The organism is Streptomyces sp. CB03238 (genome assembly GCF_002099185.1).
In the GTDB taxonomy this organism is placed as follows: domain Bacteria; phylum Actinomycetota; class Actinomycetes; order Streptomycetales; family Streptomycetaceae; genus Streptomyces.
Genome location: NZ_NBCN01000031.1, coordinates 1 through 13860, shown reverse-complemented (window position 1 = coordinate 13860; position 13860 = coordinate 1). Strand labels below are relative to the sequence as shown.

16 protein-coding genes are annotated in these 13860 nt (G+C 72.6%); 7 read left to right on the top strand and 9 right to left on the bottom strand.

Annotated elements, in window-relative coordinates:
- Window positions 1–66 precede the first annotated feature (66 nt).
- The 3 genes from BKD26_RS34945 to zapE all read right to left on the bottom strand — a co-directional run bounded on the left by BKD26_RS34945 (window position 67) and on the right by zapE (window position 3124).
- Entirely contained in the window at window positions 67–1437 is a 1371-nt protein-coding gene (locus BKD26_RS34945; protein WP_084906603.1) for an alkaline phosphatase PhoX, read from the bottom strand.
- A 137-nt stretch (window positions 1438–1574) separates the two neighbouring features.
- Window positions 1575–2000, bottom strand: a complete 426-nt coding sequence (locus BKD26_RS34940; protein WP_084906601.1) for an OsmC family protein — start codon at window positions 1998–2000, stop codon at window positions 1575–1577.
- Window positions 2001–2053: 53 nt separating this feature from the next.
- Window positions 2054–3124: a cell division protein ZapE gene (gene zapE / locus BKD26_RS34935; protein WP_084906599.1), complete on the bottom strand. Its 1071-nt coding sequence runs from the start codon at window positions 3122–3124 to the stop codon at window positions 2054–2056.
- 37 nt (window positions 3125–3161) lie between these two features.
- Between zapE and BKD26_RS34930 the strand changes: the two genes are divergently transcribed.
- From BKD26_RS34930 to BKD26_RS34910, 5 genes are all read left to right on the top strand, one after another.
- Window positions 3162–3923 carry a pyrimidine reductase family protein gene (locus tag BKD26_RS34930; protein ID WP_084906597.1) on the top strand — a complete coding sequence of 254 codons (762 nt, stop codon included), beginning with the start codon at window positions 3162–3164 and terminating at the stop codon, window positions 3921–3923.
- Between the two features lie 106 nt (window positions 3924–4029).
- Complete coding sequence (locus BKD26_RS34925) at window positions 4030–4512, top strand: indole-3-glycerol phosphate synthase (protein ID WP_073755167.1); 483 nt, start codon at window positions 4030–4032, stop codon at window positions 4510–4512.
- 45 nt (window positions 4513–4557) lie between these two features.
- Window positions 4558–5964, top strand: a complete 1407-nt coding sequence (gene murC / locus BKD26_RS34920; protein ID WP_084906595.1) for a UDP-N-acetylmuramate--L-alanine ligase — start codon at window positions 4558–4560, stop codon at window positions 5962–5964.
- A gap of 10 nt (window positions 5965–5974) precedes the next feature.
- Complete coding sequence (gene msrB / locus BKD26_RS34915) at window positions 5975–6382, top strand: peptide-methionine (R)-S-oxide reductase MsrB (protein ID WP_084906593.1); 408 nt, start codon at window positions 5975–5977, stop codon at window positions 6380–6382.
- Window positions 6383–6674: 292 nt separating this feature from the next.
- Window positions 6675–8006, top strand: coding sequence for an MFS transporter (locus BKD26_RS34910; RefSeq protein WP_084906591.1), 1332 nt, complete (start codon window positions 6675–6677; stop codon window positions 8004–8006).
- A 12-nt stretch (window positions 8007–8018) separates the two neighbouring features.
- Here the strand turns inward: BKD26_RS34910 and BKD26_RS34905 are convergent, their stop codons facing one another.
- From BKD26_RS34905 to BKD26_RS34885, 5 genes are all read right to left on the bottom strand, one after another.
- A complete protein-coding gene (locus tag BKD26_RS34905; RefSeq protein ID WP_241518994.1) occupies window positions 8019–8480 on the bottom strand; it encodes a hypothetical protein in 462 nt (153 codons plus the stop codon).
- 60 nt (window positions 8481–8540) lie between these two features.
- Complete coding sequence (locus BKD26_RS34900; protein WP_347106115.1) at window positions 8541–9464, bottom strand: phosphorothioated DNA-binding restriction endonuclease; 924 nt, start codon at window positions 9462–9464, stop codon at window positions 8541–8543.
- Complete coding sequence (locus tag BKD26_RS34895; protein ID WP_084906587.1) at window positions 9451–10257, bottom strand: hypothetical protein; 807 nt, start codon at window positions 10255–10257, stop codon at window positions 9451–9453. Before BKD26_RS34895 ends, BKD26_RS34900 begins: the two co-directional genes overlap by 14 nt.
- Window positions 10258–10423: 166 nt before the next feature.
- Window positions 10424–10933 (bottom strand): GNAT family N-acetyltransferase, encoded by a 510-nt coding sequence (locus BKD26_RS34890; protein WP_084906585.1) that lies wholly within the window; start codon window positions 10931–10933, stop codon window positions 10424–10426.
- 85 nt (window positions 10934–11018) lie between these two features.
- Window positions 11019–11408, bottom strand: a complete 390-nt coding sequence (locus BKD26_RS34885) for a VOC family protein (protein WP_084906583.1) — start codon at window positions 11406–11408, stop codon at window positions 11019–11021.
- Window positions 11409–11471: 63 nt separating this feature from the next.
- On the opposite strand from BKD26_RS34885, the gene BKD26_RS34880 reads away from it, so the two are divergent.
- Window positions 11472–12098 (top strand): nucleoside/nucleotide kinase family protein, encoded by a 627-nt coding sequence (locus BKD26_RS34880; protein WP_084906581.1) that lies wholly within the window; start codon window positions 11472–11474, stop codon window positions 12096–12098.
- Between the two features lie 18 nt (window positions 12099–12116).
- On the opposite strand, the gene BKD26_RS34875 is transcribed toward BKD26_RS34880, so the two are convergent.
- The gene (locus BKD26_RS34875) at window positions 12117–12845 is read right to left on the bottom strand and encodes a hypothetical protein (RefSeq protein WP_084906673.1); all 729 of its coding nucleotides are present in this window, start codon (window positions 12843–12845) and stop codon (window positions 12117–12119) included.
- Window positions 12846–12940: 95 nt separating this feature from the next.
- Here BKD26_RS34875 and BKD26_RS34870 point away from each other — a divergent pair, with 95 nt between their 5' ends.
- Window positions 12941–13825 carry a LysR family transcriptional regulator gene (locus BKD26_RS34870; RefSeq protein WP_084906671.1) on the top strand — a complete coding sequence of 295 codons (885 nt, stop codon included), beginning with the start codon at window positions 12941–12943 and terminating at the stop codon, window positions 13823–13825.
- Window positions 13826–13860 lie beyond the last annotated feature (35 nt).

Below are 13860 nucleotides of genomic sequence, written 5' to 3'. Positions count from 1 at the left end.
GGGGGCGGTGTCAGGCACGCACGCGTGACGCCGCCGCCCGTCACCTACCTCAGTGCCGCGGTTACCTCAGTGCCACGGCCCGGTCACCGCGAACGTCGTACCGGGCGTATAGCAGTTGACGTACATCGTCTCCCCGTCCGGGGAGAACGTGACGCCCGCGAACTCGCCCCACTCCGGCTCCTGGGGCGTACCGATGTTCTGCGCGCCGCGCGCCATCTCGTACACCTCGCCCCGCTTGGTGAGCCCGTACACGTGCTGCGCCCCGTTGCCGTCCTCGCACACCATCAGGCCGCCGCTGGGCGCCAGGCAGATGTTGTCGGGGGACTCGCCCGGCAACTGGACGTCGGTGCTCGGCCCGAACACGATGACCAGCGTGAGGCGGCCCCGGTGCGGCTCGTACTTCCACACCTGGCCGTAGTGGTCGGCGGCCGAGCCCTCGGCGGCGCGGGCGAAGCTGGAGACGAAGTAGACGGAGCGCCCGCCCCAGTAGCAGCCCTCCAGCTTCTGGGCGTGGGTGATGCCCTTGGGCCCGAAGTCCTGGAGCCGTATGGGCGTCTGCCGCGCCTGACTGTCGGGTACCGGGACCCACTCGACGCCCTCGAACGTCGCGCCCGTCTCCTGGACGGCCGACAGGTCCGGTACGCCGGGCACGCGCATGGCCTCCAGCGCGCCGCCCGCACGCAGCGAACCGGTGCCGCCGAGCGGTCTGTTGGGCAGGAAGCGGTAGAAGAGCCCGAACGGTTTCTGGAAGGCGTCCTCGGTCTCGTACACGATCCCGGTGCGCGGGTCGACGGCTATGGCCTCGTGCTGGAAGCGGCCCATCGCGGTGAGCGGTACGGCTCCGGTGCGCAGCGGGTCGGCGGGGTGGACCTCGAAGACGAAGCCGTGGTCCTTGGTGTAGCCGTTGGTGCCGGCCTTGTCCTCCGTCTCCTCGCAGGTGAGCCAGGTGCCCCAGGGAGTGAGCCCGCCCGAGCAGTTGACGGCGGTGCCGGCTATGGCGACGCGTTCGCCGATGACGTTGTTGTGGCCGTCCAGTTCGATCGCCGTACAGCCGCCCTTGGCGGCCGGGTCATAGGTCAGGCCCCGGACGGTGGGGACGCCGAGGCGGGCGGAGGCGCGGTTCTCGTGGTTGCGGACGAGGTGGACGCGGCCGCGGCGGCCGGCGAAGGCGCCCATGCCGTCGTGGTTGCCCGGTACCGTGCCCTCGCCGGAGCGGAGCGGGGTGCCCTCGCGGGAGAGGACCGTGTAGCGGAAACCTTTCGGCAGGTCCAGCAGGCCGGCCGGGTCGGGGACGAGGGGGCCGTAGCCGGCGTGGCCGCGGGCGGCTGCCGTACCGGCGAAGAGTTCGGAGAAGGCACCGGTGAAGGCGATCCCGGCGACGGACGCGCCGGTACGGGCCAGGACTTGACGTCGTGTTGCGGACAGCCGTTCGGACATGAGGCAACTCCTGCTGGGGGTCCGCCCAGGCCGAAGGCCGAGGGGGAGGACAGGTGTGACGTGACCCGCACGTGTGTATCACGGGGTGTGGTTACACGTGAACAGTGCGGGCCACGCCGCCTCGTGCGACCTGTGCGTCAGGCGAGCTTGGCGGTGAGGGTGATCTCGGTGCCCGTGAGTGCCTGGCTGACCGGGCAGCCCGCCTTGGCCTCCTCGGCGGCCTTGGAGAAGCCCGCCTCGTCCAGGCCCGGGACCTCGCCCTCCACGGTGATGTGGATGCCGGTGATGCCCTTGCCGGGCTGGAAGGTCACGTCGGCCTTGGTGTTCAGGCGCGTGGGCGGGTTCCCGGCCTTGGTGAGGGAGCCGGAGAGGAACATCGAGAAGCAGCTGGAGTGGGCGGCCGCGATCAGCTCCTCCGGGCTGGTCTTGCCGTTCGGCTCCTCGGCGCGGGCCGGCCAGGAGACCGGGTACTGGCCGATGCCGGAGGAGTCGAGGGACACGGTGCCCGAGCCCTCGGTGAGGTTGCCTTCCCAGACGGTGTGCGCGTGACGCGTGGTGGCCATGCCGAATTCCCTTCGGACGATGAACAACCCCAAATGGGTTATGCCACCCAAACCTACTGCGCCACCAGCCCCTTCGCGTCGCGCGCCAGCGCGGTGAGCCGCGAGATCGCCCGGAAGTACTTCTTCCTGTACCCGCCGTTCAGCATCTCGTCACTGAACAGCCTGTCGAACGGCAGCCCCGAGGCGAGCACCGGGATCTCCCGGTCGTACAGCCGGTCGGCCAGCACCACCAGGCGCAGCGCCGTCGACTGGTCCGGTACGGGCTGTACGTCGGTGAGGCACACGGCCCGCACGTCGTCCGTCAGCGCGCCGTACCGGCTGGGGTGGACCCGGGCCAGGTGCTCCAGCAGGTGCGGGAAGTCGTCGAGCGACGCGCCCGGCGTGGCGTACGCCGCCTTCGTCACCTGCTCGTCGGCGTACGGCGCCGGGGCCTCGGGCAGGCCGCGGTGGCGGTAGTCCTCGCCGTCGATGCGCAGCGGGCGGAAGTGGGCGGACAGGCCCTGGATCTCCCGGAGGAAGTCGGCCGCGGCGAACCGGCCCTCGCCGAGCTTGCCCGGCAGCGTGTTGGACGTGGCGGCCAGGGCCACGCCCGCGTCGACCAGCTTGCCGAGCAGCGTCGACACCAGGACGGTGTCGCCCGGGTCGTCCAGCTCGAATTCGTCGATGCACAGCAGCCGGTGCCCGCCGAGGGTGGCCACCGTCTGCTGGAAGCCCAGCGCGCCGACCAGGTTCGTCAGCTCCACGAACGTACCGAACGCCTTCAGGGACGGCTCGGCGGGTGTGGCGTGCCACAGGGAGGCCAGCAGGTGGGTCTTGCCGACGCCGTACCCGCCGTCCAGGTACACCCCGCGCGGCGCGGTGGGCGCGGCGGGCTTCTTCTGGAACCAGCGGCGTCGGCCCGCGCCGGTGGCGTGCGCGCCGCCCAGGCCGGCCGCGAAGGCGCTGAGCACCTCGACCGCCCGGGTCTGGCTCGGCTGGTTCGGGTCCGGGATGTACGTGTCGAAGCGCACCGCGTCGAAGCGCGGCGGCGGCACCATCTCGGCGACCAGACGGTCGGCCGGGACGTGCGGCTCGCGGGCGCACAGGGACAGCGGGGCCGCTTCGGTGATGGCACTGGTCGACACAGTTCCTCACTCTAATCGCCGTGCCAGACTGCACGGCATGCGACGCCTGCTTCCTGTGACCGACCAGACACGCACCACCGAGGACCGCGAGTGGTCCCTCGACGAGCTGGCGGAGGCCTACGCGTACCCCCAGGAGGGTCCCTGGCTGCGCGCCAACATGGTGTCGTCCCTGGACGGGGCGGCCCAGCACGAGGGCCGGTCCCAGCCCCTGTCGTCCGACACCGACATGCGGATCTTCGGCACCCTGCGCGCCCTGGCCGATGTGGTGATCGTCGGTGCCGAAACGGTACGGCGGGAGGGGTACCGCCCGGCACGCGCGCGTGAGGCCTTCGCGGCGCGGCGGGCGGCGGCCGGACAGAGCCCGGCGCCCGCGATCGCGGTGGTCAGTGCCTCGCTGGAGCTGGACTTCTCCGCCCCGCTGTTCACCGCGCCCCTCGTCCCGACGCTGCTGCTGACCGGCGCGGCGGCGCCGCCGGACCGCGTCCGGGCGGCCGAGGAGGCCGGCGCGGTGGTGATCGTCGCGGGCGACGGGCCCGGTGTGGAGCCGGAGCGGGCGCTCGCGGCGCTGGCCGGGCGCGGGCTGACGCGCCAGCTGACGGAGGGCGGGCCGCGCCTGCTGGGCCGGCTGGTGGCGGCCGGGGTGCTGGACGAGCTGTGCCTGACGGTGTCGCCGCTGCTGACCGCCGGGGACGCCCAGCGGATCACGGGCGGGCCGTCCCCGGCGGTTCCGGAGCGGTTCGCGCTCGCCTCCGTGCTGGAGGAGGAAGGATTCCTTTTCACCCGTTACACCCGGACCTGACCAATCGGCGGAATTATCCGTTCCGGTTAGCTTCCGGTGGGCAGACTTACTCTCGCAGTCCCCGTGCGGGCACGGGGAAGGATGGTTTCCGCAGAAGGGCTCCCAGGTGTTCACAAGCGTTCTGATGATCGAGAAGCCGCTGTCGTCCGTGGACGTGGAGTTCGTCACCACCCTCCACGGGGACGAGAGGATGTCCTTCATCGTTCTGATGCAGCCGCGCGGCGACCAGGTCGTGCTGCTGCGGGCCATCGACGACGTCGCCCTCGGCGAGCTGAGGGAGGCGGTCAAGGAGGGCGAGGAGCCCGAGGGCAAAGCGGCCAGGCTCACCGCCCAGCAAGGGCTGGAACACTCCTTGCTCGCCCTGCGCGACGCCGGCTGCGACGCCGTCGGACAGGTCGTCGAGGACCACCCGCTGGACAAGCTGAAGGCCGTCGTGGACGAGTCCGGCGCGGACGAGGTGATCGTGCTGACCAAGCCCCACTACGTGGAGGAGTTCTTCCACCGGGACTGGGCCTCCCGCGCCCGCCACAAGGTCGGCGTACCGGTGCTCAAGCTCTTCGCGCACAACGACGAGCCGGACACCGAATAGGCTGGGCCCGCTCACGTACGACGTCACACCCGGGGAGACACACGCATGGCACCCGCCAGCCCAGCCGCCGCCATTCCCGTTGCCATGGAACGGCCGCACTTCATCGGCATCGGCGGCGCCGGAATGTCGGGCATCGCCAAGATCCTCGCCCAGCGCGGGGCCGAGGTCGCCGGCAGTGACGCGCGCGAGTCCGAGACCGCCGCGTCCCTGCGGGCCCTCGGCGCGACCGTCCACATCGGCCACGCCGCGGAACACGTCGCCGAGGGAACGAGCTGTGTCGTCGTCTCCAGCGCCATCCGCGCCGACAACCCCGAGCTGGCCCGCGCCACCGAGCTGGGCATCCCCGTCGTCCACCGCTCCGACGCGCTGGCCGCCCTGATGACCGGGCTGCGCGCCATCGCCGTGGCCGGCACGCACGGCAAGACCACCACCACCTCGATGCTCGCCGTCGCCCTCACCGAGCTGGGCCTCGCCCCCTCGTACGCCATCGGCGGCGACCTCGCCGGGCCCGGCACCAACGCCCTGCACGGCGACGGCGAGATCTTCGTCGCCGAGGCGGACGAGAGCGACCGCAGCTTCCAGAAGTACGACCCCGAGGTCGCCATCGTCCTCAACGTCGAGCTGGACCACCACGCCAACTACGCCTCCATGGACGAGATCTACGAGTCCTTCGAGGCGTTCGTCGCCAAGATCCGCCCCGGCGGCACCCTGGTCGTCGGCGAGCACGCCGGCGCCCGCGAACTGGCCCGCCGGGTCGCCGGCCGCGACGACCTGACGATCATCCGCGTCGGCGAGTCGGCCGACTCCGACGCCCGGATCCTCGCCATCACGCCCCAGGGCATGACCAGCGAGGTCACCGTCGCCCTCGACGGCACCGAGCACACCTTCACCGTCTCCGTGCCCGGCCGCCACTACGCCCACAACGCCGCCGCCGCCCTCGCCGCGGCCGCCCGTACCGGCATCGACCCGGCCGCCCTGGCCCAGGCCCTGACCGCGTACACCGGCGTCGGCCGCCGCCTCCAGCTCAAGGGCGAGGCCGCGGGCGTCCAGGTCATCGACTCGTACGCGCACCACCCCACCGAGATGACCGCCGACCTGGAGGCCATGCGCGGCGCCGCCGGAGACTCCCGGCTCCTCGTCGTCTTCCAGCCGCACCTCTTCTCCCGCACCCAGGAGCTGGGCAAGGAGATGGGCCAGGCCCTCGCCCTCGCCGACGCCTCGGCCGTCCTCGACATCTACCCGGCCCGCGAGGACCCGATCCCCGGCGTCACCAGCGCCCTGATCATCGACGCGGCCCGCGCCGCCGGCGCCGACGTCACCGCCGTGTCCGACAAGGACACCGTCCCGGACGTCGTCGCGGGAATGGCCAAGCCCGGCGATCTCGTTCTCACGATGGGCGCGGGCGACGTCACGGACCTCGGTCCCAGGATCCTCGCCCGCCTGTCGAACTGAGGAGCAGCACATGGCGTACGAGGTCGAGAAGCCGGACGAGCAGTGGCGCGCGGAGCTGTCCCCCGAGGAGTACCACGTCCTCCGCGAGGCCGGCACGGAGCGACCCTTCACCGGTGAGTACACCGACACCAAGACGGAGGGCGTCTACTCCTGCCGCGCCTGCGGCGCCGAGCTGTTCACCTCCACCACCAAGTTCGCGTCCCACTGCGGCTGGCCGTCCTTCTACGACCCGAAGGATACCGACGCCGTCGAACTGATCCAGGACCGCTCCTACGGCATGGTGCGCACCGAGGTCCGCTGCGCCCGCTGCGGCTCGCACCTCGGGCATGTCTTCGAGGGCGAGGGCTACCCGACGCCGACGGACCAGCGCTACTGCATCAACTCGGTCTCGCTGCGGCTGATCCCGGACGAGGGCTGAGGACAGGCGCGGGCGGCCCGGCGAAGCTGCTGTCCGGCGGCCGGGCGGTCGGCACGGGCCATCGCGGAATATTCCGTTGCGGGGCTGTCCGGGGGTCTCTTAGCCTGTCCCAGTTCCGTCGGTGCCCACTCCGGGGCCCGGCGCTGTGTTTCGAGGTGATGACGTATCTCCCAGGCCAAGTAGCCGCTCGTTCTGAGGCGCTCTTTCCGGTTGTCCGCCATGGCGGGCTTCTGACGTATGCCTCGACGGCGGTGCTCCCGATGGGCCTGGGCTCGTCGCACCCTGCTTTCCCCTGTCGCGCTGTAGGCGTACGGGGGATGCCCCGGCCTGCCCCTGCCCTTTCCTCCGTACGCGAACAGGAATCCCCGCCGCTTACACCCTCACCTTCGCCCTCGCCCTGATCACGGGCGGTCGTCTCGGTGACCTCTTCGGACGCAAGCGGGTCTTCATCGCCGGTACCGTCCTCTTCACGCTGGCGTCGCTGCTGTGCGGGATCGCGAACGGCCCGGAGCTCCTGGTCGCCGCGCGGGCCCTTCAGGGCGCCGCGGCGGCGGCGATGGTGCCGCAGGTCATGGCCACCATCGCGGTCACCTTCGACGGGGAGTCACGCGCCAAGGCGTTCGGCCTGTACGGCATGATCATGTCGCTCGGCAGCGTCATCGGCCCCGTCCTGGGCGGTGTCCTGACCCAGGCCGACCTGTTCGGCCTGGGCTGGCGGCCGGTCTTCCTGATCAACCTGCCCATCGGGATCGCCGCCGTCGTCCTCGGCCTGCGCTTCCTTCCCGAGTCCCGCGACCGCGCCGCCCGGCGCCTGGACCCGCTCGGCATGTTCCTGTCCGCGCTCGGCCTGCTGCTCATCACGCTCCCGCTGACGATGGGCGGCGAACACGGCTGGACCACGTGGACGTTCGCGACGATGGCCGTCGGCCTGCTCGTCCTGACGGTGTTCCCGGTGCAGCAGAAGGCCAAGATGCGCAAGGACGGCTCGCCCCTGGTCGTGCTCTCCCTGTTCACCGGCCGCACCTTCACCGCGGGGCTCGCCACGCAGCTGGCCTTCGGCCTGCTGTCCGGCGTCTTCTTCCTGTCCTGGGTCCTGTTCATGCAGGCCGGCCTCGGCCTCACACCTGGCGAGGCCGCTGCCGGCTTCGTTGCCGCCTCCCTCGGCGAAATGGGCGGCGCCTGGCTGGCCATGAGCCTGGTCCGCCGCTACGGGCGGGCCGTCCCGCAGGCCGGAACCCTGCTCGCCGCCGCCGCTCCGACCGGCTACCACCACCTCGCCGCAACAGAGGGAACCGGCATGGGAACCGTACTGGCCGTGGCCCCGATGCTCGCCGTCGGCTTCGGCCTCGGCATGATCGGCGCCCCGCTCGCCGACCTCACCCTCGGCAAGGTCGCCCGCCACCACGCCGGATCGGCCTCCGGCCTCTTCAACACCGCCACCCAGCTGGGCATCGCGGTGGGCACCGCCCTGACCAGCGTGCTCCTCTTCACCCGTATCAGCGCCGGTACCCGCGGCCCGGCCGTGAGCACCGCCTTCGCCGACAGCCTCTGGTACGTCGTCGGCACACTCGTCGTCATGTGGGCGCTGATGCTCCTGCTTCCCCAACCGGCCTCGCCCCGCTGACGCGGTCCGGCCTTACAGGCCCTCGCAGATCCTTCGGGCCTCGCGGAGGTGGCTCTTCACTTCCTCATTGAAGCCGAAGACCTGGGCATGGAGGTCCTGCGACCGGCGTATCGCCTGCGCGAGCGGCTTGTACGTGGCGTCCCCCGCGGCCGCCGATGCGGAAAGCGCCCCGGCCGCGGCATAGCGGTTGATGGCGACGTCGCCATCCGGCCCCTTCGCGACGTACTTCGACTCGTCGAACCCGTCGAGCGCCTGGCACGCGGCGCGAGCGTCCCCTGCCGGCCCGGCTCCCGCGGCAGGCGAGTCACGCTCGTCGTTCAGTGCCCAGGCAGCCCCCACACCACCGCCTCCGAGCACGAGCCCGAACAGCAGTGCCGCGATGACGCTGCCGGTACGGCGATGAGGGGCCGGGGCGGAGGCTGGGGGAGTGCTCGGCGGGACAGGAGTGGCGCTGGGTGGCGGCTGTGGTCGCATGCGGACACGGTAGTGCGCGGGGTGGATCGCTCATGGGAGGGGCCCTGAGCCCGCTGGAGGCTATGCCACGCGAGCCCCGGGGCGTTTGAAGACCTGTTGGCCGTGCCAGAGGACGAACCGGGGGTCGATGGTGGGCCGTCCGGGCCTGGGCGGTGAAGTCGGCTGCCCATGGAGAGCGTCGATGGCCCGTCCCGAGCGGCTGCGGGCGACGTACAACTGGGAGACCTGGATGCGCAGATCGGGCAGGAGTCCCAGCACTCCGAGGTCGAAGAGGGTGTGGTGGAGGGAGCACAGGGCCAGTCCGTTGTCCACCTCGTCCGGGCCGTCCTGACTGTGCCAGCGCACGTGTGCGGCCTCCAGCCCCACGGGATTCCTGCCCAGTGCCCCGTCGAACCCGCAGAAGGCACAGGCGTACGCGTACGCCTGCAGTACTTCCTCCGCGAACCCGGCACGCCGTGCGCGCCGCTTCCGCCGTGCCGGCGCGTACGCCGCTTCGTCGAGGGCGGTCAGGTCCAGCCCGGCGGCGTCGCAGATGGGCGCCTCGAGCACCGCGGTGAAATGCTGCTCCAGCAGGAGGCGGGCCGCGTCCGCGAGCGTGACCGGGTCGGTGAGCAGCGTCTCCGCCTCGGGGCGAAGGCGCCCATGGGCGCCCCGGGCCCGCAGCCAGGAGCCCCGCTCGGGGGCGTCCGGGCCGATGCGGCTTCCGTCCATGTCTCGCAGGTCCCACAGCTCGCGCTCAAGGTGGACGAAGGGCATCGCGGCGCGCTCGCGGGCCCGGGTGCGGCTCGTCACGGCGGGCCCGAAGTCGTTGATCAGCCGGCTGACGGGCTCTTCCGCTTCCTCGTACGTCACCGCGGTGCTGCCCGAGGCGGCGAACCGCCCCAGGAGCCAGAGCACGAGCAGCGGCTTGTGCGGGGCACGCCGCCCGCCCGTCTGCGCCCGGCGCAGCGCGGACAGCGTGCTCATCAGTTCATCTCGTGTCACGGGACCTCCGACGTCTTACCGCGGCGGGACGCGCGCGGCGGCGGAGTACGGAACGGCTCCGGGGCCGCCGGCCGGCGCCGCGTACCTCCTCGGCCTCCTCAGTGGCGCCCGCCCGGTCGGCGTCGGCAGCCGGGGACCTCCAGCGGATCACCATGAGGACCAGCGCAATGACGGCGCTCAGGGACAGGGCGAGTCCGCCGAGGCTCGCGGCCACACCGTTCAGCCACCGCCACAGGCCCTTGGCCCAGGAGAGCGGGCCGTGGTCGCCGGGCGGCGCGGCCACGTCGACGTGCGACGTCACAGGCGGCTTCTCGACGAGCACCGTGTCGCTCTCCCCCATGTACGCGGTCACGGTGAGGGCGATGCCCACCTTCCCGGCACGCTGCGCGCTCACGTCCCACATCCAGGTGGCGCGGTCGTTCGCGGACAGGACGTTCTGGCGCTCGGACGACAGCGGCGCGCACCTCACCCCCGAGCCTGAGCAGTGCAGCTTCACCCCGATCTGCGCACCCGCGCTCACCGGGGACTGCGTTTCACCCGGCCTGGCGGCCCGGCCCCAACTGCCCAGGACGTCGACTCTGAACGGGCGCGGCTCCGCACCCGCCACAAGACCCAGCGACTTCACGTCCGTGTGGACGAGCCGGCCCGTGAAGAGTTGCCGGCGGGCCTGGTCGATCTCCTCGACGTAGGTCTCCTGGCTCCGAGGGCCGTCGCTGCTGCGGCTGAGAAACACCAGCCCGGAGGCGAGGGCGATCACGACCGCGAGGACCGTCCACGGGAAGCAACCGAGCACACTCGGGCCCCCCAGGGGACGGTACTGTCCCCAGCGGGATACGACCATGGTCCCTCGCCCCCGTCGAATGGTGCCGAACCTGCCGGTCCCAGTCTCCCGCAGATCCACCGTGGGGGCCCAACTGCTGTGCCCGACAGTGTTCTTCGGGTGCGGTGGCCGGTCACGGTCACGCGTCGCGCTGTGGGGCGCTGACTCCGGCCAGGTTCCGTACGTGGCGGAGGCCCGGGCGGCCGTCCAGTCGGAGGTCGCCGGTGGGGACGAAGCCCGTACGGGCCAGGACGGCGCGGGAACCGGCGTTGTCGAGTGTCGTGACGGCCCGTAGCGTCGTCAGGCCGTACTCCGTGGCGGCCAGGGCGCAGACCTCGTGAACGGCGGCCGTGGCCAGGCCGCGTCCGGTGGCCTGTTCGGCGATCCGGTATCCCAGCTCGGCCGAACCGTCCGCCACGTCGATCAGATTGACCCGCCCCAGCACCTCACCGCTGTCGCCCACCACGACATGGAAGAAGTGCAGCCCCGCCGCCTGCCCGGCCATCAACTCACGGTGCCGTGCGTCGAAGTGGGCGAAGTAGTCGTCGCCACGGTCCGGGACCGACACGGCGAAGTAGGCGCGGTTCTCCCGCTCGAACGCGAGCAGTGCCGGCGCATGGCCGAAGCGAAGACGCTGGAGGAGAGGCATCCGGCCATGCTACGCACGGCCCTCCCGGCGCCGGTCGGTTGAAGGGAACCGGCATCCCGCACCGGCGGCCGAGTCTCGTCGTCGGTCACGCCGGCTGCAACAGGTCCCACCGGTTGCCGTACACGTCCTCGAAGACCGCCACCGTCCCGTACGGCTCGTACCGAGGCTCCTCCAGGAAACGCACCCCGGCTGCCAGCATGCGCGCCCGGTCGCGGGCGAAGTCCTCGGTGTGGAGGAAGAACCCCACGTGCCCGCCGGTCTGGGCCCCGACGCTCGCTTCCTGCGCCGCGCCCGCCGCCCGGGCCAGCAGGAGCCCGGTTCCGGCGGCGGAGCCGCGGGGCCGGACCACGACCCACCGGGAACCGTCCCCGCGGTCGGTGTCCTCGACCAGTTCGAAGCCGAGAGCACCGGTGTAGAAGGTGATGGCCTCGTCGTAGTCACGGACGACGAGGGTGACCAGGGCGATGAATGACATGCGGACACGTTATACGTATGACAGGGGCCTGGCCACGGGCCGGCGGACTGCCACAATGCCCCCATGGACTCGCACGCGCTCGCCGAGCTCACCGCCCGCGCCCGCCGCCTCGCCGTCCCCGGCACCCGCCGCATCCTCGGCCTGGCCGGAGCGCCCGGTGCCGGCAAGTCCACCCTCGCGGCGCGGCTGGTCGACCGCCTCGGCGGGCTCGCCGCCCTCGTCCCCATGGACGGCTTCCACCTCGCCCAGGCCGAACTGCGCCGCCTCGGCCGCACCGAACGCAAGGGCGCCCCCGACACGTTCGACGCCGCCGGGTACGCCGCCCTGCTCACCCGCCTCCGCGCCGCCGAGCCGGGCGCCGTCGTCTACGCCCCCGCCTTCGACCGGGCCCTGGAGGAACCGGTCGCGGGCAGCATCCCGGTCGGCCCCGAGGTGCCGCTCGTCGTCACCGAGGGAAATTACCTCCTCCACGACGACGGCCCCTGGGCGGACGTCCGCCGGCTCCTCGACGAGGTCTGGTTCCTGGAACTGGACGACCGCCGCCGCGTCCACCGGCTCGTCGAGCGCCACGTCCGGTTCGGCAAGGACCGCCCGTACGCCGAGCGCTGGGTCAGGGAGTCCGACGAGGTCAACGCCCGGCTCGTCACCGCCGGCCGTGGCCGCGCCGACCTCGTCGTCCGCATGTCCTGACCGCGCTCGACCCCCGGCTCAGCCGGCCGGCACCGCGCTCGCGTGCCGCACCGCGGCCGACGCCAGCGCCCGCACGACCGGGTGCGCACGCGTCCCGTCCCCGGCCAGCTCGGGCTGGAACAGCGTGGCCAGGAAGAAGGGGTGCCCCGGCAGTTCCACGATCCGCACCTGTCCCTTGCCGTCCTCGCCCGTGAAGCGCATGCCGTGCGCGCGCAGCAGGCCCAGGTGCGCGCTGCTGGGCCCGTACGAGCACTCGTACCGCTCCACCAGCCGCTCGGCACCGATCACCGACTCGGCCAGCGAACCGGGCGTCACCCGCACCGCCCCCTCGTGCCCGGCCAGCGAACACGCGAGCCGCCCGATCACCAGGTCCTCGTCGGCGGCCCCCGGGTCGTTCTCGGCGTGCGCCGCGCGGGGCAGCCCGCAGACGCTGCGCGCGTACTCCAGCAGCGCGTGCTGGAAACCGCCGCACGTACCCAGGAACGGGATCCCCCGCTCCCGCGCGGTACGGATCGCGGCCAGCGCGCCCTCCTCACTGTGGTACGGGCTGCCGGGCAGCAGCCACACCGCGTCGAACCCCTCCACGGCGCCCGGCTGCCCGGCGTCGACGGTCGGGATCCAGTACCCGTCGAGGACGAGGCCCTCACGCTCGGCGAGCGCGTCGAGGAGCATCGGGACACGGGCGTGGGACTGCACGGTGGAGGAACGGTCGCCGACCAGGGCGATCCGGGCAACGTGATTCGTCATGCGGAACATGCTTGCCGCCGGGGCCCGTTCAGGTCCAACGATGATTTCTGCATCCCCGATCAGCAACGCTTATGCCGGGCCGGACACTGGTGACCATGGACCCGCACCTGCTCCGTACGTTCATGACGGTGGCCCGGCTCGCCTCCTTCTCCGAGGCCGCCCGCGCACTGGGCTACACCCAGTCGGCCGTCTCCCAGCACATCGCCGCCCTCGAGGGCGACCTCGGCGTTCCGCTGCTCGCCCGCCGCCCTGTCGCCCCCACCCGCGCGGGCGAGCGCCTCCTGGAGCACGCCCGGCCCCTGCTGCTCCGCCTCGACGCGGCCCGCGCCGACCTCACGCGCATGGCCGCCGAACCGGCCGGTGAGCTCACCCTTGCCGCCGCCCCGCTCGCCGTCCACCCCGGCACCCTCGCCGCGCTGCCCGCCACCCGCGTCACCCTCCGCGTCCTTCCCCGTGACGACATCCCCGCCGCCCTCGCGGCCGGGGCCGCCGACCTGGGCATCGTCGACGGCCTCGCCGCCCCCAACGACCCGCTGCGGCTCCCGGACGTCGCCCCGCTCACCGCCACGCGCGTCGCCGAGGCCCCGCTCGCCGTCCACCTCCCGGTCGGCCACCCCTTCGCCCACCGCCCCGGTCTGCGCCTCGGCGACCTCGTCGACGCCCGCTGGCTCGACGCCCCGGCCGTCGGCCTCCCGCTCGACCGGCTCCGCGCCGCCCAGGGCACCACCGGCTTCCGCCCCGCTCTGCGCTACGACGGCACCGACGTCCGCACCCTGACCGTCCTCGCGGCCGCCGGCCACGGCCTGACCCTGCTGCCGACGACCGTCCCGCCGGCCCCCGGCGCCACCGCCGTCCCGCTCACCGAACCGCGCCTCGTCCACCGCACCGAACTCCTCCGCAGCGGCGAACCGGCAGGCCCCGCCGCTGCGGTGGCCGCCGCTCTGACGGCGCCCGCCGCTCTGACGGCGCCCGCGCTCTGACGGCGCCCGCCCCGACCGCACACCTGCCCCCCACC

Excerpts from the sequence above, each read along its gene's own strand:
- BKD26_RS34945 (WP_084906603.1), bottom strand. The coding sequence starts at position 1,437 with ATGTCCGAACGGCTGTCCGCAACACGACGTCAAGTCCTGGCCCGTACC.
- BKD26_RS34940 (WP_084906601.1), bottom strand. The coding sequence starts at position 2,000 with ATGGCCACCACGCGTCACGCGCACACCGTCTGGGAAGGCAACCTCACC.
- BKD26_RS34930 (WP_084906597.1), top strand. The coding sequence starts at position 3,162 with ATGCGACGCCTGCTTCCTGTGACCGACCAGACACGCACCACCGAGGAC.
- murC (WP_084906595.1), top strand. The coding sequence starts at position 4,558 with ATGGCACCCGCCAGCCCAGCCGCCGCCATTCCCGTTGCCATGGAACGG.
- msrB (WP_084906593.1), top strand. The coding sequence starts at position 5,975 with ATGGCGTACGAGGTCGAGAAGCCGGACGAGCAGTGGCGCGCGGAGCTG.
- BKD26_RS34905 (WP_241518994.1), bottom strand. The coding sequence starts at position 8,480 with ATGCGACCACAGCCGCCACCCAGCGCCACTCCTGTCCCGCCGAGCACT.
- BKD26_RS34890 (WP_084906585.1), bottom strand. The coding sequence starts at position 10,933 with ATGCCTCTCCTCCAGCGTCTTCGCTTCGGCCATGCGCCGGCACTGCTC.
- BKD26_RS34885 (WP_084906583.1), bottom strand. The coding sequence starts at position 11,408 with ATGTCATTCATCGCCCTGGTCACCCTCGTCGTCCGTGACTACGACGAG.
- BKD26_RS34880 (WP_084906581.1), top strand. The coding sequence starts at position 11,472 with ATGGACTCGCACGCGCTCGCCGAGCTCACCGCCCGCGCCCGCCGCCTC.
- BKD26_RS34875 (WP_084906673.1), bottom strand. The coding sequence starts at position 12,845 with ATGACGAATCACGTTGCCCGGATCGCCCTGGTCGGCGACCGTTCCTCC.
- BKD26_RS34870 (WP_084906671.1), top strand. The coding sequence starts at position 12,941 with ATGGACCCGCACCTGCTCCGTACGTTCATGACGGTGGCCCGGCTCGCC.